This is a genomic window from Pseudoflavitalea rhizosphaerae (assembly GCF_003991355.1).
GTDB classification, from domain to species: domain Bacteria; phylum Bacteroidota; class Bacteroidia; order Chitinophagales; family Chitinophagaceae; genus Pseudobacter; species Pseudobacter rhizosphaerae.
This window is the reverse complement of the sequence record NZ_RCSU01000019.1, coordinates 51,431-74,052: the sequence shown is the minus strand read 5'-3', so window position 1 is coordinate 74,052 and position 22,622 is coordinate 51,431. Positions and strand designations below refer to the sequence as shown.

Here is a 22,622-nt window from a genome sequence, read left to right as displayed (position 1 = left end):
AATGAAACAAATCATATTAAGCTGCGTAGTGGCAATTCTGTTTACCGCCTGCGGCGGAAAGAAAGAAGAAAAAGAAAATGTTCCGCAAACGGATTCCGTAGTTGCAGCACAAACAGTGTCACTGAGTGCACAGCAGCGATCCAACGCAGGGATCGAAGTAGGGTTTCCTCAATATGAAAACATCAGCAGCACCATTGCCCTGCAGGGCATGGTGGATGTGCCGCCACAAAACACGGTGAAACTCAGCTTCCCGTTGGGGGGCTATATCAAATCCACGAATATGCTGCCGGGTAAGACCGTAAAGAAAGGACAGGTGATGGCATACATCGAGGACATGCAGTTCATTCAACTGCAACAAGACTTCCTTACCGCCAAAACCAATTTCGCATTCTATGAAAAGGAATATGAAAGGCAACGTTATCTGAACAGCAGCAAGGCCAGCAGCGACAAAGTGTTTCAGCAGGCAAAGACGGATATGGACAAGGAAAATATCCTGATCAATTCACTTGCTGAGAAACTCAAACTGTTGGGCATCGATCCCAACAACCTCACACCCGTCAATATCCGGAAAGAGATCCCGGTATTGTCGCCCATCAACGGATTCGTCTCTAAAATCAATATAAGCATCGGAAAATATACATCGCCCACGGATATTCTTTTCGAATTGATCGACCCATCCGATCTGCACCTTTCTTTAAAGGTCTTTGAAAAGGATCTTCCAAAAATCGCTGTTGGCGAAAGAGTGTATGCCTACAGCAATAACAACCCGGATAAAAAATACGCCGCCAGAGTATTCCTGGTCAACAGGACATTTGATGAGAACCGGAGTACGGAGATCCATTGTCATTTTGATAAACATGCGGCGGAACTGGTTCCCGGCATGTTCATGAATGGAGATGTTGCAGTACAGGATGTGAAAAGCCTTGTGGTGCCTGAAGAAGCTGTTGTGAGATGGGCCAACAAACATTATGTATTTGTAGAAAAAGGGAATGGCGATTTCACCATGACGGAAGTGCTTCCCGGCGTTCTGAACGGGAATAAGCAACAAATAGAAAGTAAGGAAATCAGCGCTGATACGAAACTGGTGTTGAAAAATGCTTTTTCGTTGCTGATGAAATTGATGAATGCGGAGGAAGAAGGTTAGTAATACAGAAGGCGCCTCAAATCTGTATTTGAGACGCCTTCATTTCTGCCATGAAAATTAAAACAACCGCTTATATACAACCTTTATTAACCAACCAATTCAGGTAGTTCTTTTTCGATATCCGCCCTGATAGGCTCATACTGTTTGGGCAATTTCAAACCTGTTCCCAGCTGGTCCAGTGGTTCGTCCACAGTAAATCCGGGATTGTCTGTTGCGATCTCGAACAATACGCCGCCGGGTTCCCTGAAATAAAGAGAGAAGAAATAGTCCCTGTCTATCTTCGGAGTGATTTGCAAACCTTTGCTTACCACTTTATCCCGGAACTTCATCAGGATCGTATCATCGGCTACCCGGAAAGCTACGTGGTGATTGGTGCCTGCTGCATTGTAACCGGGTTTGCCATCAGGCAGTTCCAGCAGATCGATGATGCCTGCATGCTCCACAGCATCGGTTACATAACGGTAACGGTTACCCTCCTGGGCCAGTAAACGATAACCAAATATGCCGGTCAGCACAGCAGCCGTTCCATCCGTCCTTCTCAAAGACAAGGTAAGACTATGAAATCCTTTTGTAGCGATATCTTCCTTTACCTCTTCAGTTTGCCAGGGCTTTCTTATGTCAGCTTTGGCAGGTACGATGAGGCTCAGGTTGAGACCATCAGGATCAGTAAAAGAAACATAAGGCTCACCAAAACGTGTTCCTTCAGCAAAAGGAATATTGAACCTTGTTAAACGTTCTTTCCATGCATCGAGACTGTTTTCAGGAACAGCATAGGTGATCTCAGTTGCCATGCCTACCCCGTTTCGGCCCTGACCAATATGTTGCCAGGGAAAGAAGGTCAATATCGTACCGGGTATGCCTTCTTCGTTTCCATAGTAAAAATGATAGGTGCCGGGATCATCGAAGTTGACTGTCTTTTTCACCAGTCTAAGTCCAAGTACTTTTGTATAGAAATCGAGATTCCTTTGTGCATTTGCTGCTATTGCAGTTATATGGTGCAGTCCAAGTATTTGTTCGTTCATTGTCATTCAATTTTATAACACAAAATTCAGCATTGGCAAGATGCTCACCAATGACATACATTAAGAAATTGAATTAATCTACATTAAGAAAAATCGAAAGCTGGTTTACAGCTGTCTCATTTCCTGTTGATTACCTTGCAAGGTTGGGGATTATTGAAGCCGAATCAGTATTTTAGCTTTATTAAATCCTGGGCCCATGCAGATCCACCTACAGGAAGCAAGTCGCTTACCTGGCACCGTTAGCTTACCAAATACCAGCCTGTTGGCTGTAGCCCGGCATATGTTCAGTCTGCACAGGCAAATGAAGCTGCAGGAGCAAAAGTGCAAAGAAGAAATCCCTGAGCTGATCGCTGCTATCATTCCTCCCGATCAATTCAGTTTCTCATCCAAAGACATACTGCGGATCACGAAATATTATCAGCTCGCACTTAACCTGGTCTGCGATAATGTTTACCAGCTTGCCGGAAAAGAACTCAATACCCGCGAACACAGGAATATCCTGCTGCTCAGTGTTTTCCTTCCACTTTTCGATGATCTTTTCGATGACCGGCTTCTCAACTATCCCCAGATCGAAGCATTGATCAATGATCCGGAAGTTTATACACCTGCCAATACCATCGATTCCATTGTACAAAATCTGTACGTTCAGCTTCTCCGTGAAATTCCGGCACCTGATCGTTTCACCCAATACCTGAAGGAAGTAGCTTACTGGGAGCTGCAATCCCTGAAGCAATTCAACAGGGAGATACCGGAAGAAGAGCTCACACAGATCACCTATAACAAAAGTTTTTACAGTATTCTATTATTCTGTTCAGTACTGGAATTTGATCCGGGTGCGGCAATGAATGCATTGCTTTATCCTGTATCAGGACTGATGCAGCTGACCAATGATGTATTCGATGTTTGGAAGGACCTTCAGAAAAGCCTTTATACCATTCCGAATCTTTACTGGAATTATGAAAAACTGAAAACAATGTTTTTGAATGAGATCAATTCCATCAACAATCAGGTGGCGCAAATGACATACCCGGAAAGCAACCGGAAAAATTTCCTGATCAGAACGCATGCGCTCAATGCGATGGGCTGGATGAGTTTACAGCAGTTGCGGGAAGTGGCTGTACAAAAGCCCTTCAGTGAGGCGAGCCGGAAAGAGCTGGTATGCGATATGGATAGTCTGCCCCGGCAATTAAGATGGGTGGGATACGTCCGGCAATTATGCAATACAGGAAAAAAATAAAAAGCGAAAGGGGCGACAGATAACTATCACCCCTTTTGCTTAAACATATTTATCAGGAGAAGAGCTTACTTCTTATCCAGTGCATCGCTCAGTCTTCCGGCAACATCCTGCAGGTGCAGGCGTGTAGCCTGGTTGGGAGCAGCAGCTGCAGCAGCTTTGACCTCAGCCATGAGACTGCGTGCGTGACCTTTCAGCAATGAAATTGCGTCAGAGATCTTTGATCCGCCACCGCCCATCTGAATTTGCATACCGCCCATATTCTGAGCAGGAGGAGCAGCAGGAGGCGCAACGATAGCGATCAGTGCATCAACATATCCTTTTTGCAGCATACGGCGCTGAGGATCGATGGCTTTGCGGGTAGCCAGTTCACTCCAGATACCTTTCTTCAGATCACTGAGCATTTCAGTGGAAGTGTAAGCAGCGCTTCCTTTCGTTTTTTCAAACAGGTCCAGCTTACCGAGCGTGGAAGGGTTCATTAAACGGGAAGCCACCTGTACCTGCAGGCCTGCCAGTTGGGTACCAGGATTTCCACCGATAAGCGGCATGAGTTTATAATCCAGTAACCAGGTAGGTGTGGTGAACAGTTGCTGCTGCAGGAAAGCCATCGCTTCTTTCTGACGGGCTTTGGAAGTGAATTCGTATATATCACCCGGCTGCTCAACGCTTTTGGGTGTAGTTTCGATTCCACCGATATTCTTTGTAACATGGCCCATGTAACGGCTATACTGACCTACTACCTCTTTGTAGAGTGTAGCCAGGTTGTCATATCCTTCATTGGGTTCTTTGGACCACTCGGGAATACCTGCGAGTACGCGCTTCAGGTTCTTGATACCGTAGGCACTTGCTTTCATGGCATTGTCGCCCAGGTCTTCATTCTGACAACGTGGATCGTCGCGGTCCATTTCTGTACCAAAGAAGAGACGGGGATTAGCCTTCAGTCTTTCGATGATCCATTTATTAGACCAGGTTGCTTCATCAGCAGCAGTCTTGAATTCAGGTTTCCATTTGTAACCCCATTCGATAGCCCAGATATCATAATCACCGATACGTGGGAAAATTCCTTTTTCGGAAATACCATCTTCAGGCTGAGCCACGTAGTTGAAACGTGCATAGTCCATGATAGAAGGCGTGTGGCCATTAGCTTCAACCCATGCTTTATTGCGCAGGTTCTCTACAGGAACAGTAGAAGAAGAGCCGAAGTTATGGCGAAGGCCCAGCGTATGTCCAACTTCGTGAGATGAAACAAAACGGATCAGCTGACCCATCAGTTCATCATCGAATTTCATTTTGCGTGCTTTGGGATCTACAGCGGCAGCCTGGATCAGGTACCAGTTGCGCAGCAGGTTCATAACGTTATGGTACCAGTTCACATGTGTTTCCATGATCTCGCCACTGCGTGGATCATGAACGTGAGGACCACTGGCGTTAGGAATATCGGAAGGTTTGTACACGATCACATTGTGACGGGCATCTTCCACGCTCCAGGTAGAATCGTTCTTGGGAGCTTCCAGGGCATAGATGGCATTTTTGAAACCAGCTTTCTCGAAAGCAACCTGCCAGTCGTTCACCCCGGCGATGAGGAAAGGAACCCATTTCTTTGGAGTAGCGGGATCGATATAATAAACGATCGGGTTTTGTGGTTCTACCAGTTCACCACGTTTGTATTTTTCTACATCTTCAGGTTTGGGTTCGAGTTTCCAGCGAGTGATCATGCTGACCTTCTTTACACCCTGCGGGTTGGCATCGAAGTCAGTATAACCAGTAGCGAAATAACCAACACGGTCATCGAAATGACGAGCTTTCATCGGCACAGCAGGAAGCAGTACCAGTGAAGTGTTCAGTTCAAAGGTAGCAGGGCCGGTGCTTCCGCCACCCATCATACCAGGGATGGGAGGGGTGCTGGTTTTGGTGTAGGTCTTAACGGTTTTGATCTCCACATTGCCAGGAAAAGATTTCACTTCGGAAATGTAAGAGGCAGGTGGTGTCATGGCTGTGAGGCCGAGTGCTCGTTTCGTACGGGCTTCAAAGAAGAGGATATCATTATCGCCTGCAATGTAATCCGTCAGGTCGATCACAACGCCCTTATTATAGGCTTTAACATCAAATGCCGCAGCAATAGGTTGCAGATTGGAGTTGATCACAGACCTGTACATTCCGTTTTCGGAAGAGTCGGTGCTCAGTTCAGTGTAAGAGATGGTCTTCAGGAAGATCTTATCATCCGGACCTTTCTCAAAGCGGATCACTGTTTCATTGATCTGGTCCCCGCCATAACCCATCATCTGGGCGCGTCCGCCGGCAGCGGATTTGGAGATGCGGCTCACTACGAGAACGTCACGGCCAATCAGGGAATCAGGGATCTCGAAAAGGTAGCGGTCGTCCTGTTTGTGCACAGTGAACATTCCTTTTCTTGTTACAGCTTTGGAAGTGATCACTTCACTGTATGGTTTTGGACCTGCTTTGGGAGCACCTGGGCGCCCCATCATACCGGGCGCAGGAGGAGCCATGGCCGGTTTTTTGGAAGTATCAGCAGGTTGGGGGGCTGGCCCTTTCTTCCGCTGAGCGATGGATGCCGTAGCAAGCATAAGGCCGGCACTCATCAGCAAAATTGTTTTACGCATCTATAGTTCGAATTTTTAAGTGCCATGAAAGTATGCGAATCTTTGACAAAAACGGGTATATACTATGTAAATGGCTTAAATAGCGGCACCAGTATCGCAAACAATTATTCAAATTGACAGACGGTCAATGAAAAACGGAAGGCCCTGCGCTTCAAACTTTTCTTGCTGCATCCACAGTTCTGAATGCAGCCGGGCTACCCTAAGAGATCTTTGCCGCTTTCTTGTTTTCATCTATGGCTACAAATGTAAACTCGCCACTGATGGCCCTGTCCCTGTCGTTGGAATACATCTGCTCGATAAATACTTCCACTTTTACTTTCAGACTGGTATTGCCAACATATGACACCATGCCAACCAGCTCGATGATGGTGCCGGCAGGGATCGGCATTTTGAAATCGATTCGATCGCTGCTCACCGTTACCATGCGTTGCCGGCTGTAACGTGTAGCGGTGATGAAGGCCACCTCGTCCATGAGCGCCATAGCGGTGCCGCCGAATAATGTGTCGTAGTGATTGGTGCTGTCTGGAAATACTGCTTTGAAGATCCTTGTAACGGACCGGTCTCTTCGTTCCTGGTTCATCAGTGTTTTTTAAAGAATGAAACCAACAGGCTGAGCAAATCAGCCTATTGGATAAATAGTTCATGCCTGAACGGCAATATTCTTTCTCAGTTCCCTGGCGGCATCCACCATTTCCTGCAATGCTGCTTTTGTTTCGATCCAGCCGCGGGTTTTCAGGCCGCAATCGGGATTCACCCAAAGTTGCTCCGAAGGTATCACCGCCCGGGCTTTTTCCATGAGCTGTATCATTTCCATTTTCGATGGCACACGCGGTGAGTGGATATCATACACACCGGGCCCGATCTCATTGGGATACTTAAACGCTGCAAAGGCATCGAGCAATTCCATTTGTGAACGGCTGCATTCGATGGTGATCACATCCGCATCCATCTCCGCAATCTCTGCAATGATATCATTGAACTCGGAATAACACATATGCGTATGGATCTGTGTGGCATCCTTCACACCGCTGGCGGAGATCCTGAATGCACGAACTGCCCAGTTGAGGTATGCCGACCAGTTCTCCCTGCGCAAAGGAAGCCCTTCGCGGATGGCAGGTTCATCAATCTGAATCACGCCGATGCCAGCCTGTTCGAGACCGTTTACTTCATCCCTGATCGCAAGCGCAATCTGGGTGCAGGTTTCACTGCGTGGCTGATCGTTACGAACAAAGCTCCATTGCAGGATCGTGACTGGCCCCGTCAGCATGCCTTTCACAGGTTTGGCGGTGAGTGATTGCGCATAGGAAGTCCAGCGGATGGTCATGGGAGCAGGACGGCTCACATCTCCATAAATGATGGGCGGCTTCACACAGCGGCTGCCATAACTCTGCACCCAGCCATTCTGCGAAAACACGAAACCGCTGAGCTGTTCACCAAAATACTCCACCATATCGTTGCGCTCGAATTCCCCGTGCACAAGTACATCAATACCGATCTCTTCCTGCCAGCGGATACTCTCTTCCGTTTCTTTTGCAATCAGCTCATCGTACTGTTCCTGCGTAAGTTCTCCTTTTTTCCATTTTGCCCGCCAGCTTCTCACCTCAGCTGTTTGAGGGAAGGAGCCGATGGTAGTGGTAGGGAATAATGGCAGCTTCAATGCTTCGCGCTGTAATTTTTTTCGGATCGAAAAATCGCTGTTACGAGACGCGTCCTTTGTTGTGATGGCAGCCACGCGCTGCTTTACGGCAGCATTATGGATCAGGCCGGAAGTTTTTCGGTTCTTGTTTGCTGTTATATTCTCCTTCAACCTGACGCTGACAACTTCATTGTTCTCCCCTGCCGCCAGTTGTTTGAGGGTTACCACTTCTTCGATCTTTTGTTTGGCGAAAGCCAGCCATTGTTTGATCTCAGGACTGAGTGTTTTTTCATTTTTCTCGAATTCCAGATCGCAGGGAACATGCAACAATGAACAGGAAGGCGCAATCCAGATCCTATCGGCTCCCAGTTTGGCAACAGCTTTATGGACCTGCGAAAGGGATTCTTCGAAATCATTCTTCCAGATATTCCTTCCATCCACCACGCCCAGCGACAGGATAGTTCGTGTGCGTGCGATATCCGTGGCAAGTATATCATCGAGCTGAGCAGGACAACGAACCAGATCAAGATGCAGCACTTGTACCGGGAGTTTCAGTACCGTTGTCAGGTTCTCTCCATAACATTCGAAATAACTGGCAAGGATGATCTGCAATTGTGGGAATTTGTTTTTGATCTCCTGGTAGGTTTTGGCGAATGCCTGCCGTTCTGCATCAGTAAGATTAAGTGAAAGACAGGGCTCATCCAACTGAACAAAATAAGCGCCGGCCTCTTCGAGCTTGCCCAGCATTTCCAAATACACAGGCAATAATCTTTTGATCAGTTCGAGTCGATGGAAACCTGGCTCCTTTTCTTTCCCCAGCAGGAGATAAGAAACAGGTCCGAGTAAGACCGGCTTGGCCTGAATGCCATGTTGCCTGGCTTCATTGAATTCATGCAGTGCTTTGTTGCTGAACAAGGTGAACTGCTGATTGGCGGTGAATTCCGGAACTATGTAATGATAATTGGTATCGAACCATTTTGTCATTTCCATGGCAGTGATATCGTAGCCGTCTTTTTGATAGCCTCTTGCCATGGCGAAGAGCAGATCGATCTGCGGTAGTTGTTTCTCCTGCACCAGTCCGTGATAACGGGCAGGGATAGCCCCGAGCATCAAACTGGTGTCAAGCACCTGGTCGTAGAAAGAAAAATCGTTGCAGGGAATGAGATCGATCCCCGCGTTTTTTTGAATTTGCCAGTTCTGTAATCTGATGGCGTTGCCGGTTTGCATCAGTTGTTGTGCCGTAAGCTTTCCGGCCCAGTACTGCTCCGATGCTTTCTTGAGTTCCCTTTGGCCGCCAATCCGCGGGTAGCCGAGGTTTTGTGTTTGCATGTTCTCGCTTTTAAAGATGATGAATCAGTTAAAAGCCCTTCGCTAAACAGGAATGCAATAATGAAAAAGAAGAAAGATGGAAGAGAGGAATATGCGCATGCAGGCACAGCCCTTGCAGAAATTGCAGGGAGTTGTGTTGAGCACATATCAATTCAACAATCGCTTCATTCCACGAAAGCACTGTCAAATACAATAAAGGCAGGTCTCCTGGCTTGTAACGTTTCTACCGTCCTTCCCATTCCGTGTTTGCAGAACAGTGGACAACGAGGGTAAAAACTCAGGTATGTTACTTACAGTTGCGGGACAGCTTGTGATTCACACACAATTCCCTATTAATCCCATCTTACATGGGAACCTATACTGTTTGATAAGATGTATAGAAAAGAACTTGAGGGTGCAAATTAGTGCATTTGCAGGAAAAAGAAAAAGGCGCACCAAACGGTTGCGCCTTACTCAATATGATGATACTTCGATTATGCTTCGCAGCTCTTGCAGCTTACCAGGTTGGTGACCATTTCTTTTGAAACGCTCTGGCTACGCTGGTAATAAAGGGTTTTCACTCCCAGTTTCCATGCTTCGATGAGCAGCTTGTTCACTTCTCTTACAGGAAGGTCTGAAGGGATGTTCAGGTTCAGACTTTGTGATTGGTCAACATATTGCTGACGGATGGAAGCCTGTTGAATGATCTCCAGTTGGCTGATCTCCTTGAAAGTTTTGAAAACATCTTTCTCATCCTGTGTCAGCTCTTTCAGATGCTGTACGCTACCATGGTTCAGCATGATGCCGCGCCATGTATCTTCGTTATCGATCCCTTTCTTCACCAGCAATTCCTTCAGGTATTTGTTCTTGCGCATGAAATTGCCTTTGGAAAGACCTGCCTTATAATAGTTGCTGCTGAATGGTTCGATTCCGGGAGATGTTTGTCCCAGGATCGCGCTGGAAGAAGTTGTTGGAGCGATGGCCAGCAATGTGGTATTCCTCTTGCCGTATCCTTTCAGCAGATCAGGCTCGCCATAGATCCATGCAAGGTCTTTGCTGGCTTTGTTGGCTTTCTCCTGGATATCTTTGAAAATGGCGGCGGTCAGTTGTTTGGCGCGCATTCCTTCAAACGGGATCATATTCTTTTGCAGGTAAGAGTGCCATCCCAGTACGCCTAATCCAAGCGCACGGTGCCTTTTCGCAAACTTATTGGCAGCTTCGAGATAATGATTGCCTTCTGTTTTGGCGATGAACTCCTGCAAAACTGCATCGAGGAAGAATACTGCCAGCTTTACGGCATTGGTATCTTTCCATTCGTCGTACAGCTCCAGGTTCATGGAAGAGAGACAGCAGATGAATGACTCATCAATAGAAGAAGGCAGCATGATCTCTGAGCAGAGATTACTGGCGTGGATGGTCAGGTTCTGATCTTTATAAACCTGTGGTTTGTTCCTGTTCACGTTATCTGAGAAGAAGATATAGGGAAGTCCTTTCTGCTGGCGGCTTTCCAGCACTTTGGCCCAGATCTCCCTTTTCTTCATATCGCCGTCGATCATATCCTGCATCCAGTAGTCCGGCACACAAACTCCGTAGAAAAGGTTCTGGATGGGGTGACCGATATCTTTAATGGAGAGGAATTCTTCAATATCACCGTGATCGATATCCATGTAGGCCGCAAATGCACCGCGTCTTACACCACCCTGTGAGATGGTGTCCATAGCTGTATCGAAAAGACGCATGAAACTAACGGCTCCGCTGCTCTTACCGTTGTCGGTCACAGCGCTGCCACGTTCGCGGAGGGCGCCGAAATAAGCGGAGGTCCCGCCACCGAGCTTGGTTTGCATGATCACTTCACCCAGCTTGTGGGTGATGCCTTCGATATGATCTGGAACATGTACGTTGAAACAGGAGATCGGCAACCCTCTTTCAGTACCCATATTGGCCCAGATGGGAGAGCTGAGGCTCATCCATCCTCTTTCCACCATTTCTTTGAAAGCATCTTTCAGCTCGGGCTTATACAAACGTTGTGCTGCAGCACTGCAGATACGTTCAATCGCCCCTTCAACAGTCTCCCCTTTCAGCAGATAGCCCCTGTTCAGGATCTGTTCACTTTCTTCATTCTTCCACCACAGTTTTTCCTGCTCATATTTGCCGGCAATATCTGGTAATTGGTCCGCAGCGGGTGCGGCAGTTTCAAATAATGTTGTCATACACTAAAAGATTTAATGGGTTTGGATAAACACTCGCAATCAATTAAAACAAATCATGAGCAGAAATGCTCTTGTCGAACTTGGTATATTCAACGGGCCTCTTGGCAAAGAAATCGTCCAGGCTATTGGAGAACACTTCCTCTTCGAACCATAACATGGCGCCGGCTTCCTTCGCAGTTACGTTGAAGATGGCTGGCATGCCGATCTGTTGGAGACTGTCGTCAGCCCTTCTCTTCATGAAGTTGGTGAGGTCCTGTTTGTTCACGATCTCGATATTCCCTGCATTGAAGATCCAGTCCAGCATACGGCTCTCCGTTTCGATGGACAGTTTCACGATCTCGTGTACATGATTGATGGTTTCCGGCGTGAAGATCTCCGGATATTCCTCCTTCAGTTTGTTGATGAGGAAGATACCGGCATTGGCGTGGATCTGTTCGTCTACGGAAGTCCAGGCAATGATATTACTCACGTTTTTCATCAGTCCTTTGAACCTGGTAAAGGCCAGGATGATGGCAAACTGGCTGAAAAGGCTCACGTTCTCGATCAGGAGACTGAAGAGGATGAGAGAAACGGTATATTCTTTTTTGTCGGTGGATTTGGTATTGGCCAGCGCGGCTGACAAATAGTTGATACGCTCCTGGATCACCGGAACTTTCAGGAGGTTCTCGAATTCGTTGTTATAACCCAGCACTTCCAGCAGGCGGGAATATGCTTCGGAGTGGCGGAATTCGCACTCGGCAAAGGTAGCGCCCAGTCCGTTGATCTCGGGCTTGGGGAAATGATGGTAAAGGTTGCCCCAGAAAGATTTCACTGCCACTTCCACCTGGGCAATGGAAAGCAGGCTGTTCTTCACAGCATTCTGTTCCGCAGGGGTCAGATGTGCATGAAAATCCTGGATATCGGCCGTAAAGTCAACTTCCGAGTGAACCCAGAAGGATTTGTTGATGGCCGATGTGTACTGGAGTACTTCCGGATATTCAAATGGTTTGTACTGAACCCTCTTGTCAAATAATCCCATAAATCAATTTCTTTAATCGTGATACAATCCCCTGGGCCCAAACATTCTGACTGATTTGATCCCTAACGTATGACCCTATATAAAAGGAAATATTGCGTAATGCAGTTGAATAAAGTTCACAATAAATTCAATTGAGGGAGGATAAAGAAATCAACAGTCTGTGAATAAAAGATCGGGGGAGTTTGACAGCTCAATGACCGCCTGAATTAGAGGAAACATATTTGAAATAAATTTAATGACTGGCTGAAAATAGTAAGGCCCGCTGACCAATTTATTGGCGGGCCATCAAGCACCTGTCTTCAGGTTATGAAAAAATCTGTTGCTTTTTTTCCAGATCATCCAATACCGCTCCTGCAGGTCCGCGGTGAGAAAAGATGCTTTGATCATTAGGAGTAACTCAAAATAGCGGAGCTTATCCAGGCCTGTATTGGTACACCAGGCAAGAATGAGCTTGCCAGCTTTTTCATAAGAGCCCTTGTATTTATTTTCCGTCGGAAACTCCGACAACTGACAGAAGTCCTCAGTATGGATTTTCCGACCTTTCTCTCTGTCGAATCGTTTAGCCAGGTATACAAGACTTCCGTCAGTGGCTCTCAGTAATGCATGTTCGCATACACCTATATCAAAAATGCCAGCCAGGTGCATCGTCAAATCTTCCGTTTCCGGCATTGCCTGCAATTTTTCGTGCTGTGGCTTGAGAATAAATTCACCCCATAATCCAACGATCATTAAACGTCCATTACCCTGATGTTTTTCCAGGGTCACCGATAGTTTGGGCTGTACCCCTGTTACAGCAATACGTTGGTTGATGGTTTGCGCTGCCAGGTCTTTCAATAATTTTTTATCGAGTTCCAGTGTAGGCATGCTGGTTGTGCCAAAAAGTTTTTTGGCGCATTTATCATGAAAATGATCGCCCGCTGCATCCTGGTAACAAATCAAACAGTTTGGCATTATACAACGTTTTCTTCTACGGGAACAACGCTTACCGCGCCAATTGCATCCCGGCATGTGAGTAATAATAATTCAAACCGGTCATTCCGGTTGACCTTCCAATGATCTTTGGCAATGTCAAGCAACCAACCTTCCGGAATGAGTCCGTCAAAAAATGCAAAGAGTGTATTACTTCGATGAACCCGGTGGAAACTAGGCATTGAATGTATAATCCCTCAGGTTGTTCCGCAAAATGCGCAGTGCTTTACCGATATGCTTTTCAACGGTACTAACGGAAATATTCATCCCAAGCGAGATGTCTTTATTGGAGAGGTTCTGTTCCCTGCTCAACAGAAATGCTTCGCGGCATTTATCGGGCAATGAGCTCAGCACACGTCCGATCCGGCTATTCAATTCTTTTGCATCGCAATATTCAGCCGAATCGTTTTTGCATTGCTCCTTAAAAAAAATTTTCTTCCTGCAGGCGGTGCGGGTCAATTCGTCCCTGATCATGTTCAGTACTTTGTATCTGAGGGACTGAAAGAGATATCCTTCGAGGGAAACGGTGATATCGAGTGTATGTCTTTTCTGGTAAAGGCTAACGAAAATATCCTGGATAATGTCTTCGGCTTTCTCGCGCGATTGCAGGCGGCGGTAAGCTGCATCGATGAGGTCACTCCAGTAACGACTATAAAGCGCTTCGAACGCTTTAATATCATCCTGTTTCACCAGCCTGAAAAGCTGTGCGTCATCAAGGTTAGCATAGTGCTGGGGCAAGCAAGACATGCAAATCGTATTATAGGTATGAACTAAATTAATATCAAACAACCACCAGGACAAGTTTATTTTTTTTCGGTTCCAGTCTTTCGGTTATAAGCCGGAACTGCTGTTGCTTCATGGTGACCAACTCTGGTCTGCTCAGTTGCTGCAACAATCCGGGCCTGGTTTCGCAACTATGATACCATTCCTCCAACAACCGGTACTCCTCACGAGTGGGCCAATCCGGCTGTGCACCACCTGTTACCTGGCTTAGCTTCTTAGCATCCATAATAGCTCATTATGTTTAATGTCACATGGAACGGCAAGTACCGCTATCCCTGTCTATATTTTTTTTTATTTTTTATGTCGATGCCCTGACCACCAGTTGAGCAGGTTGCAATACCTGGAAGCTTTGCGCAGGCAGCTTCGCCCCGGCGCTTTTCTCAAACTGCCTGACCAGCAACTGCATGGCGGTCTGCGCAATCAGCGCCACGGGCTGTTTCACGATGGTGATAGCCGGTGAATACAAACGGAAAATATCGTGATCATCAAAACAGATAACGGCCAACTGGTCCGGAATGGACAACCCCAGGTCCCTGATGGCTTCCAGTCCGTACACACCTATATAATTGGTGGCAAAAAAAATGGCATCAAGTCCTGGCCTGTTACTGATGAACCGATGGATCAATTGTACAGATTCTTCAGGTTTGCAGCGATAGGGTAACTGCAGCACCAGGTCTTCCTCCACGGGAATCCCTGCAATCCTGAGACTGTCTTCATACGCCTCACGGCGCTGGTGCATCTGCACCTGGTCCAGTTGAATGGTCACGAAAGCGATGCGGCGATAGTTCTTTTCCAGGAGATGCTGCATAGCCATTTGTGTACCGTTATAATTGTCTACCACCACATGCGGAACCGAAAGTCCGGGAAAGTAGCGGTCCATCAGCACAAGAGGCTTATGCTGTCCGGCGAGTTTGTCGATCTCCGCGCGCATACCGGGTGTTGGTGTGATGAGAAAGCCATCTACCTGCCGCTGACTGAGCATTCGCACACGTTCACGGGCCTTGTCTTCATTGTTCTCGGTACTGCAATAAAGCACTTTGTAACCGATGGAATCGGCCTCCTCTTCGATGATCTTTGCCAGCGATGCAAAGAACACATTCGATATATCTTCCACTATCAATCCCAACACACGGGTCTTACCTGTACGCAGGGCCACAGCAGTATGATTGGGCTGATAACCCAGTTCCGCAGCAATGCCACGTACCCTGCTGGCCAATTGCTCACTGATACGGCTCTCCCGGGTCTTGCCGTTGAGCACGGCAGAAACAGTGGATAGCGCTACTCCTGCTTTAAGGGCGATATCTTTAATGGTGATATTCTTCATGACAGACTTAATTTCCTGTCCACTCCGGCTGTAGCAGCGCCGATAAGCGCTGCCTGTTCTCCGAGGATCGCCTGTTTTACAGGTATCTGAATATCGTCCTGCCGCAGAGTTTCATGGAGCGATCTCTCGAACAGCGGAAATGCCTGGGCAATATTGCCGCCAATGACGATCAGTTCAACGGATTGCTGCTGCAATTTTTGCAGAAGGAATGTACCCAGGTTATGGCCAAACTCCCCGAACACGATCTGAATATTAGTTTGATCCCCGGTATTCAGTAATTGCTTTACATTGGGAACAGATAATCCTGTAAGCTGATGATAACGTTGAACGAACCAGCGGGACGATAGATAATCTTCTGCGATGCTCTTTTTGAATGGAGCATTCCACCAGGCCGCATCTTCTGCATGCTGGTGAAAACAGGTGGCAGAGCCAAGCCCGGTCCCCAGTGTAAGCCCTATCACTGATGAACAACCTTTTGCTGCGCCAGCGAAAGCCTCACCCTGCAAAAAACAGGCGGCATCATTGGTGAGGCGGATATTTTCTTTTTGAAAACCGAGACTAACAGCCAGCAGTTCTTTGATGTTGAGGCCATAGAGCGACTCATATTTCTGTTGCCCCTGGATATAACAAATACCTTCATTATAATCGAAGGGGCCGGGCATTGCAATACCGATGCGGGCAGGAACTGCATGCATTTCAAAGCTTGCCCTGATCACACTGCTCCAGGCACCGATGATCTCTTCAACAGTGCCGCCAGCGGGTACGGAACTTCTATGCCAGGTTTGAGGAATGATAGCACCGGTTGCCTTATCTAACAGTGCCGCCGTGATATGCGACCCTCCGATGTCCACACCGGCCAGGAATGAATTGTTCATAACCTTAATGTCACTTATACAAGTTGAAGCCGCTATTCCTTCAACGGCATCTCACGCAACTATTTGCCCCATTGGTAGTTGGGCTCAGGTCCCATTTCCAACTGAAGTGTGCCTCCAGCCGCAATATCCTTGTGATCAATATAACATTTCGTATATGGATAACCGTTAAGACTGGCACGCTGGATGTATAAATTTTCGGGTGAATTGTTTTTAGCGATGATGGTAAAGGTTTTACCACTGGTATATTTCTGATCGAGTTTGAAGCGGATGCTATCGAAAACCGGGCTGGTGATCTCGTACCTGGTCTCGCCGGGACAAACCGGGTGCAGGCCACTGGCGGCAAGCACATACCAGGCAGACATCTGTCCCACATCTTCATTCCCCACCAACCCTTCCACTGAATTCTTATAGGCCCTGTCACAGATGGCTCTTGTCCGTTTTTGCGTCAGCCAGGGAGCACCGATCCGGTTGTAGAGAAAAGGAACATGGTGCACGGGTTCATTCGCATGATTGTAATAATTATTCCACATCATGTTTTCCGGTACATTCTCAAAAAAGTTATTGAGATCAGCCAGCACTTTTTCCTTTCCGCCCATCAAAGCCACCATACCTGGCACATCATGCGGAACGAACCATCCCTGTTGATAAAGATTGGCCTCCATACAGCCATACCATTCTTTCAATCTTCCTTCCTCCGGCCAGGGTTCCCAGTTGCCATCTTCTTTACGAGGGCGGAACCATTGTTTGCTGCTGTCGAAAATATTACGGTACAACTCGCCTCGCTTTCTGTATTTTCTTTCTGCTTCTTTATTTCCCAGGAACCCGGCGAGTTTAGCGGTTGCCCATTCCGTATAGGCATATTCCAGGGTATGGGAAACAGACAAGCCGCCTGGCGTATAACCTTTCACCCCATTACCGAATTTCTCAGAGGAGTTGATGGCATAGGCCAGCGCTTTCTGTACATTGAAATTCCTGATCCCTTTTGCGTAAGCATCGGTGACCACGGAAATAGCGGGATTGCCCAGCATGCAGCCGCTATAAGCATTGAAGAATTCCCAGCGTTCGAAATATTTGTTACTGGTCTGATCGGCCAACTCTACCAGGGAGTTCACCATATCATTCACCACAACGGGATTGATAATTGTTTGGAGTGGCATCTGACTTCTGAACACATCCCAGCCACTGAATACAGTACGCTTGGTGAATTGTTTGGTACGATGTGTACGATGATCACCACCGGGGTATTTCCCATCCACGTCTGCCATGGCGCGTGGATCGATCATGGTATGATAGAGCGCAGTGTAGAATACCGTCTTTTTATCATCATCTCCACCTTCAACATTGAGTTTACCGAGTGCATTATTCCATAATTCAAACGCGTTCTTTTGCACCTGGTCAAAATCCCAGCCCTTTATCTCTGTCAGCAGGTTCTTTTTAGCGCCTTCGATACTTACCAGCGAGATCCCGGCCTTCATCAGCACTTGTTCCCCGGCGTTAGTTGCAAATTCAGTGTAGAAGCCGAGATGCTTACCTTCCTTCTCTTTCGATCCTTCAAATATTTCAGCTTTGGCGATCCTTTGCTGGTATTCATCGCTTTCAATATTCTCCCGTTTACGTGGCTGGTCATCCGGAATATTGGCGCTCCAAATGCCTGCTTTCTTCAAAGGCTTGCTGAACTGTGCATAGAAGTGGATGGTGTAATTCGCTTTACCATCTCCGTTACCCCAGCCACCACCATCAGGCGTGCATTGCATCCAGCCTTCAATGGTATGTTCATTCACCAGTTTTACGTATTGCAGTGTGGATGTACCTCCTACCCTGCGGGCCAGATCTATCTGGATACGGGATTGCTGATGAGCAGGAAAAGTGAAACGCAGCATACCGCTATGCGGAGCTGCTGTCATTTCAGCTTTGATATCGTGTTTGGTGAGACGCACACTGTAATAACCTGCGGAAGCCTTTTCACTGGCTTTATCGTAAGCAGAACGATAACCGCCTTTTTGTGGCGCATTCTCTTTGCCGGCTGCAGTTTCCAGCGGACCAGTAGCAGGCATCACCAGGAAATTCCCGAGATCACCGAACCAGCCCACACCACTCATTTGCGTGAAAGCGAACCCTTCGATAGTGGTATGCTCATAACTGTACCCGGAACCGTTATCGCCACCGGTGATAGTGTTCGGACTGACTTGCACCATTCCGAAAGGAGTGGCAGCGCCGGGAAATGTTTTTCCAAGTCCATGATAAACACCTGCCTTACCAGTACTTGTACTGGCGCCGATAAACGGGTTTACATAAGCAGCAGGTTGTTGCTGAGCGGATGCCATCAACATGGCCAGGATATTTGCTGAGAGAAATGCATATTTCTTCATACTTGATCTATTTAGCCAGGTTATGCAACCTGATCGTTCTTATGCCAAAACGTGGAGCAGTAACGGTAAAGGACACACTGCTTCTTGTTTTCTTCTTTGATTGAATTGTTTTGATGGACGACCCATCCAGGTTTTCCAGGGTAGCTTTTTTCACATTCATCGATATTTTAACGGTCACCACCGAGTCCATTGCCGATGCATTATAAAGACGCATCAGCAGGTCTTTCCCCTGAACGGTCATGCTGCTGAGTTCCCAGCCTTGCTGGCTGAACTGAACAAAGCTTTGATTGATCGCTGTTCCTTCAGTAGCCAGTAATGGTTCTGCAATTTTCACTCTTTCAGTTTCCAGTTGCGCTGCATCCCAGGGACCGGCATGAGGCAGCAGTGAATATTTGATACTGGTAGGCCCATCCACCGTATAGTCCCTTCCCCACAAACCCCTGCCGGAATATTGCACTACCAGCCCGGGCGGGTGTTCATTGCCATGTACATATGCGCTGGTGTGGTCTGTGAACAATGCCATTCCATTTTTTTCTTTTTCACCGGTTATATCCACCCAGTGCAGTATTACATTATTCCTGATACTATCCCAACTGTTGAAGAATGTATGGTCCAGCCTGCTGGCTGTAACATCGAAAGGCGCATTCTTGTGAATGACCTGGTTGGAAAGGTTTACCGGGAATAACAGCAAGAGTTTCTTTTCATCGTTATAGAATGCCTTGCGGTAATCTTCTGCTTTGTAATCCTGTTGCCCGTAATTGTCTCCCACCGGAATATTTTTTTCCCAGGCGATATGGAGATTACAATCGATTCGCGGCTCGCCCTGTGTGAGGGCAATGGTCTGAATGAAATACTGACCGGCTATCGTTCCGTAAATTTTTGCTTTTACGCGAAGCGGCCCCTGCTCAGTGATCTGCACCTTTACCCGTTGTTTTGCCGAACTGAGTTGCCCTCCATGTTGATGGAAATTTCCCTGCAATGTATTGAAGCCTGCGTCTCCCTGCTTCACCCATTCCCTGTTGTTCAGTTTCTTACTCACAAGACTTGTAATGGCGCCTCCTGCTGCAGGATCGATCACCAGGCGGTAGAGGTCCGTCTCCAGCACATACCTGCCATTTTCAACTGTGGCTGTTGCCCCGTTAGATCCGAAGGACTTATTATTGACCAGACGGAATTTTTGCGAGCCGGCAGCAGGCGCCTTCGCTTTGAAAAGAAGTTCCTTCTTCCCGGAATTTTCATTGGTGATATATTGAACGGGCAGCAGGTATTCACCTGATTCAACAGCAGTAATATTTTCCGTGGCCGGAACCGCCACCAATGCATGCTGGTCCACACCGCTTGTATTGAAAACGCTGATCACACCAGCTTCTGAATTGGCAGCAGGGGCAACCAGCAACTTCATGGATTCACTACGGATACTATCGCAGATCTGCTCTGCAGCTGAAGTCCAGTTACGCACTTTGTCTGCCCATGTATCTCCGCGATCACCGTTATACGGAACGATCCAGCAATCATGATGCTGTGCCAGCAACAATTTTTTCCATGCGCGATCGAAAGCGGCCTGCGGCCAGGCAAAGCCTGATCGTACAGCAGCTATGCTGGCCAGCTTCTCTGTTGCCACCAGCTTGTCTTCTACACTCCGTACCTGCTGTGCAATGCGCTGCAGTACCTGCGATCCCCAAACCAGGCTTACGAGGAGATCTTCCTGCGATAATTTCCAGTTGGTGGCCAGTTTGTGATCAGCAATCTTTTCAAAGTAATTCCGCCAGGTGATGTATTGTATATCTGTTCTTTTCCCAAGCCAGGGACCATTGCGCCAGCCTGCATCCTGTAAACACATGCCAACCGGATGCTTCACGCCATTGCGGAGCGCCGATTGAACATAGTCGCGGCCACTATTCCAGGCAATGGTTTGCCAGGTGGACCCTTTCAGCAGTTCCTCTGATGCATATCTTGGAACTGTGAGAATGCTGCTGCCGTCAGGACCGGTCCAGTTCACCAACTCACCGCCGTATGCGCGGGTATAACCTCCCCAACAGGTATTCGGGTTCTTCAGGGATGCATACCTGAAACCGAAGGATTTCAATACCTGCGGCAAAGCGCTGGTAAAACAAGGCTCTTCTGAAGAGTAGGTTTTGAAACTGATGCCGGGAAAATGTTCACGCAATTTCTGAATTCCAAAACTGAACTGCCTGATCATACTTTCACCGGAACCCATAAACAGGTAGCTTTGACCGAATGCGGGATTCACATACTCGATGCGGTCTCCAGCCGCCACCATTGCCTTCAGTGAACGATAAGCAAGTGGGTCTTCTGTGCTCACTGCATCCCAGGTAACAGGTTCTATCTCGAGATTTATCTTCCAGGAAGGATGTTGCCGCAACTGTTCAATGATGAATTTCGTGTAGCCTTCGGGGTAATGCCCCCAGATGCCCCCGTGATAGCCATCGATGAACCAGGATTGTTGAGCCGGAAGCGTGAAGCTATTCCCCATCACAATCGATGCCAGGAATAGCTTCTGTAAATACTTACGTATAACCATCAGGGTTATTTTATAAAAAACAGGGATCAGTTCAACTGCCTGATCTCACAATGCCTGTTCTTTGGTTGATTGATGGAATAGATGGTGCTCACCAGTACTTCTATCTGTTTCTGCCAGGCTTCCCGGATTGCGGGCACGCGGCTCTTCGAGTAGTTATCAAGATTGCCCCTGATCCATCCGTTCTCCTTTCCAAGCTCCTGCAGCAGGGCCATCGAATTCACATCATCTTTATTCAATCGTCCATGTTCTTTGAGAATATTGAATTCCACCCAGGCATGCTGACGGAATTTCCTTTCCAGTTCCCAGCGTTCTTCGTTCAGCAACATCACTGCTGTAGCCTGCTGGTACTGCGGTGTCCGGCTGATCTCCGCCAGGTTGACGCCTTCAGCCCACTGAGCGCCGGTGAAAATCCCCACCGTATCTTTATCGATCAACAGCAAATATTTTCTATCGGACTGTAATCCTTTTACCGTAAACATTTCACGGTTGAATTCCTTTGTGAAGTCCACGAGGTCCACCACTTCTGACTGCCTGGTGGTAGCGCCCCAGCCACGCGGCACAGTGTCCAACGGATAAGGTAAGGCTTTGGCCAGGTAATCGAATTGAACGGTTCCATTGGCAATTGCAAGATTGGTAACAGCGCTATTGGTGGCGCGTTGTATTCTTTTCTGTTTTGCATCCACCACAATATCCGCCACTTCCTTATTGGCGAGACCCTGTGCCTTCAGGAAGAGATAAGCCATCACCATATGACCGTCCTGACCAGGATGGATGCGGTCTCCACCACAAATGGTAAAAGTGGAATCCTTTTGCTGGAACTGCTGATTGATGGCAGTCATTGGACGGTTGAGATCAACAAATTCCCAGTTATTCTTTTTTGCGGCTGCTTCCTGGAATTCCGCTACTTTCAGCATGGCTTTGCTTTTGCCGGGATAGTAATTGCCTTTGCCCTTTGTGGTTTCATCATAGGGAGAAGAGCTCATGAGTATCTTCCGAACATTAGGCAATGCCTTCAGTTTCCTTTCTATTTGCTGGTAATTCCCGAAAGAGGTCTGTACGGCTTGGGCAGCCATTTCATCAGCTCCGGGTCTGAGGTATTCCATGTATTTGGTATCGTTCATCCCGAAAGTGAGTGCAATGGCTGTAGGCTTTTTGGGCAACACATCACCGTCGAAGCGGCCCAGGATCTGCGCTGCCACATCACCACCGATACCGGCATTGAAAACATCGATCCGCTGATTGGGGAAACGGGTCATGTAATAGAGCCAGATATAGGAATGATAATGTCCTCCATCTGTAATGCTGTTCCCTACAAATACTACGCGGTCGCCTTTTTTGAATGGCGCCACCTGGGCCTGCGCGGCAATACTGCTCAGCGATGCCAGGGCTACGAATGTTTTTTTAAGGATCTTGTTCATGTGCTTGAAATTGTGGGAGGCTGACTAAAGGGTCTGAGGNAAATTGTGGGAGGCTGACTAAAGGGTCTGAGGGCCGGCAGTCGCTCGCCTCCCGGCGAGTGACTTGTATTTGCTCGCCTCCGGCGAGCACTGTGTCGCCCGGAGGCGAC

The 22,622-nt window shown here is 47.7% G+C and carries 17 protein-coding genes and 1 riboswitch; of the genes, 2 read left to right on the top strand and 15 right to left on the bottom strand.

Annotation, left to right across the window (positions count from 1 at the left end; translation table 11 throughout):
* The first annotated feature begins 1 nt into the window (after position 1).
* Positions 2 to 1,144 (top strand): efflux RND transporter periplasmic adaptor subunit, encoded by a 1,143-nt coding sequence (locus tag D9Y29_RS24330; RefSeq protein ID WP_127132851.1) that lies wholly within the window; start codon positions 2 to 4, stop codon positions 1,142 to 1,144.
* 86 nt (positions 1,145 to 1,230) lie between these two features.
* Here D9Y29_RS24330 and D9Y29_RS24325 read toward each other — a convergent pair whose 3' ends face one another.
* Positions 1,231 to 2,166 (bottom strand): ring-cleaving dioxygenase, encoded by a 936-nt coding sequence (locus D9Y29_RS24325; RefSeq protein WP_127132850.1) that lies wholly within the window; start codon positions 2,164 to 2,166, stop codon positions 1,231 to 1,233.
* A 196-nt stretch (positions 2,167 to 2,362) separates the two neighbouring features.
* Between D9Y29_RS24325 and D9Y29_RS24320 the strand changes: the two genes are divergently transcribed.
* On the top strand, positions 2,363 to 3,403 hold the full coding sequence (locus D9Y29_RS24320; protein ID WP_127132849.1) for a class 1 isoprenoid biosynthesis enzyme: 1,041 nt from the start codon (positions 2,363 to 2,365) through the stop codon (positions 3,401 to 3,403).
* A 65-nt stretch (positions 3,404 to 3,468) separates the two neighbouring features.
* On the opposite strand, the gene D9Y29_RS24315 is transcribed toward D9Y29_RS24320, so the two are convergent.
* From D9Y29_RS24315 to D9Y29_RS24250, 14 genes are all read right to left on the bottom strand, one after another.
* The gene (locus tag D9Y29_RS24315; RefSeq protein ID WP_127132848.1) at positions 3,469 to 6,021 is read right to left on the bottom strand and encodes a zinc-dependent metalloprotease; all 2,553 of its coding nucleotides are present in this window, start codon (positions 6,019 to 6,021) and stop codon (positions 3,469 to 3,471) included.
* 199 nt (positions 6,022 to 6,220) lie between these two features.
* Positions 6,221 to 6,601 carry an acyl-CoA thioesterase gene (locus D9Y29_RS24310; RefSeq protein ID WP_127132847.1) on the bottom strand — a complete coding sequence of 127 codons (381 nt, stop codon included), beginning with the start codon at positions 6,599 to 6,601 and terminating at the stop codon, positions 6,221 to 6,223.
* Positions 6,602 to 6,661: 60 nt separating this feature from the next.
* Positions 6,662 to 8,986 (bottom strand): 5-methyltetrahydropteroyltriglutamate--homocysteine S-methyltransferase, encoded by a 2,325-nt coding sequence (gene metE / locus D9Y29_RS24305; protein ID WP_127132846.1) that lies wholly within the window; start codon positions 8,984 to 8,986, stop codon positions 6,662 to 6,664.
* A 180-nt stretch (positions 8,987 to 9,166) separates the two neighbouring features.
* A riboswitch (cobalamin riboswitch) is annotated at positions 9,167 to 9,360 on the bottom strand.
* 99 nt (positions 9,361 to 9,459) lie between these two features.
* Entirely contained in the window at positions 9,460 to 11,175 is a 1,716-nt protein-coding gene (locus D9Y29_RS24300; RefSeq protein WP_127132845.1) for a ribonucleoside-diphosphate reductase subunit alpha, read from the bottom strand.
* A 43-nt stretch (positions 11,176 to 11,218) separates the two neighbouring features.
* On the bottom strand, positions 11,219 to 12,193 hold the full coding sequence (locus D9Y29_RS24295; protein ID WP_127132844.1) for a ribonucleotide-diphosphate reductase subunit beta: 975 nt from the start codon (positions 12,191 to 12,193) through the stop codon (positions 11,219 to 11,221).
* 285 nt (positions 12,194 to 12,478) lie between these two features.
* Complete coding sequence (locus D9Y29_RS24290) at positions 12,479 to 13,144, bottom strand: HipA domain-containing protein (protein WP_127132843.1); 666 nt, start codon at positions 13,142 to 13,144, stop codon at positions 12,479 to 12,481.
* Positions 13,144 to 13,344 carry a HipA N-terminal domain-containing protein gene (locus tag D9Y29_RS24285; protein ID WP_127132842.1) on the bottom strand — a complete coding sequence of 67 codons (201 nt, stop codon included), beginning with the start codon at positions 13,342 to 13,344 and terminating at the stop codon, positions 13,144 to 13,146. Before D9Y29_RS24285 ends, D9Y29_RS24290 begins: the two co-directional genes overlap by 1 nt.
* Complete coding sequence (locus D9Y29_RS24280) at positions 13,337 to 13,909, bottom strand: RNA polymerase sigma-70 factor (RefSeq protein ID WP_127132841.1); 573 nt, start codon at positions 13,907 to 13,909, stop codon at positions 13,337 to 13,339. Before D9Y29_RS24280 ends, D9Y29_RS24285 begins: the two co-directional genes overlap by 8 nt.
* Before the next feature lie 34 nt (positions 13,910 to 13,943).
* Complete coding sequence (locus D9Y29_RS24275; RefSeq protein WP_127132840.1) at positions 13,944 to 14,171, bottom strand: hypothetical protein; 228 nt, start codon at positions 14,169 to 14,171, stop codon at positions 13,944 to 13,946.
* A gap of 72 nt (positions 14,172 to 14,243) precedes the next feature.
* Positions 14,244 to 15,269: a LacI family DNA-binding transcriptional regulator gene (locus D9Y29_RS24270; protein ID WP_127132839.1), complete on the bottom strand. Its 1,026-nt coding sequence runs from the start codon at positions 15,267 to 15,269 to the stop codon at positions 14,244 to 14,246.
* Positions 15,266 to 16,144: an ROK family protein gene (locus D9Y29_RS24265; protein WP_127132838.1), complete on the bottom strand. Its 879-nt coding sequence runs from the start codon at positions 16,142 to 16,144 to the stop codon at positions 15,266 to 15,268. Before D9Y29_RS24265 ends, D9Y29_RS24270 begins: the two co-directional genes overlap by 4 nt.
* Before the next feature lie 59 nt (positions 16,145 to 16,203).
* Positions 16,204 to 18,513 (bottom strand): GH92 family glycosyl hydrolase, encoded by a 2,310-nt coding sequence (locus D9Y29_RS24260; RefSeq protein WP_127132837.1) that lies wholly within the window; start codon positions 18,511 to 18,513, stop codon positions 16,204 to 16,206.
* 7 nt (positions 18,514 to 18,520) lie between these two features.
* Positions 18,521 to 21,055: a glycoside hydrolase family 38 C-terminal domain-containing protein gene (locus tag D9Y29_RS24255; protein WP_127132836.1), complete on the bottom strand. Its 2,535-nt coding sequence runs from the start codon at positions 21,053 to 21,055 to the stop codon at positions 18,521 to 18,523.
* A gap of 26 nt (positions 21,056 to 21,081) precedes the next feature.
* The gene (locus D9Y29_RS24250) at positions 21,082 to 22,473 is read right to left on the bottom strand and encodes an SGNH/GDSL hydrolase family protein (RefSeq protein ID WP_127132835.1); all 1,392 of its coding nucleotides are present in this window, start codon (positions 22,471 to 22,473) and stop codon (positions 21,082 to 21,084) included.
* Between the last annotated feature and the right edge of the window lie 149 nt (positions 22,474 to 22,622).

Coding starts and splice junctions, on each gene's coding strand:
- D9Y29_RS24330 (WP_127132851.1), top strand. CDS start 2: ATGAAACAAATCATATTAAGCTGCGTAGTGGCAATTCTGTTTACCGCC.
- D9Y29_RS24325 (WP_127132850.1), bottom strand. CDS start 2,166: ATGAACGAACAAATACTTGGACTGCACCATATAACTGCAATAGCAGCA.
- D9Y29_RS24320 (WP_127132849.1), top strand. CDS start 2,363: ATGCAGATCCACCTACAGGAAGCAAGTCGCTTACCTGGCACCGTTAGC.
- D9Y29_RS24315 (WP_127132848.1), bottom strand. CDS start 6,021: ATGCGTAAAACAATTTTGCTGATGAGTGCCGGCCTTATGCTTGCTACG.
- D9Y29_RS24310 (WP_127132847.1), bottom strand. CDS start 6,601: ATGAACCAGGAACGAAGAGACCGGTCCGTTACAAGGATCTTCAAAGCA.
- metE (WP_127132846.1), bottom strand. CDS start 8,986: ATGCAAACACAAAACCTCGGCTACCCGCGGATTGGCGGCCAAAGGGAA.
- D9Y29_RS24300 (WP_127132845.1), bottom strand. CDS start 11,175: ATGACAACATTATTTGAAACTGCCGCACCCGCTGCGGACCAATTACCA.
- D9Y29_RS24295 (WP_127132844.1), bottom strand. CDS start 12,193: ATGGGATTATTTGACAAGAGGGTTCAGTACAAACCATTTGAATATCCG.
- D9Y29_RS24290 (WP_127132843.1), bottom strand. CDS start 13,144: ATGCCAAACTGTTTGATTTGTTACCAGGATGCAGCGGGCGATCATTTT.
- D9Y29_RS24285 (WP_127132842.1), bottom strand. CDS start 13,344: ATGCCTAGTTTCCACCGGGTTCATCGAAGTAATACACTCTTTGCATTT.
- D9Y29_RS24280 (WP_127132841.1), bottom strand. CDS start 13,909: ATGTCTTGCTTGCCCCAGCACTATGCTAACCTTGATGACGCACAGCTT.
- D9Y29_RS24275 (WP_127132840.1), bottom strand. CDS start 14,171: ATGGATGCTAAGAAGCTAAGCCAGGTAACAGGTGGTGCACAGCCGGAT.
- D9Y29_RS24270 (WP_127132839.1), bottom strand. CDS start 15,269: ATGAAGAATATCACCATTAAAGATATCGCCCTTAAAGCAGGAGTAGCG.
- D9Y29_RS24265 (WP_127132838.1), bottom strand. CDS start 16,144: ATGAACAATTCATTCCTGGCCGGTGTGGACATCGGAGGGTCGCATATC.
- D9Y29_RS24260 (WP_127132837.1), bottom strand. CDS start 18,513: ATGAAGAAATATGCATTTCTCTCAGCAAATATCCTGGCCATGTTGATG.
- D9Y29_RS24255 (WP_127132836.1), bottom strand. CDS start 21,055: ATGGTTATACGTAAGTATTTACAGAAGCTATTCCTGGCATCGATTGTG.
- D9Y29_RS24250 (WP_127132835.1), bottom strand. CDS start 22,473: ATGAACAAGATCCTTAAAAAAACATTCGTAGCCCTGGCATCGCTGAGC.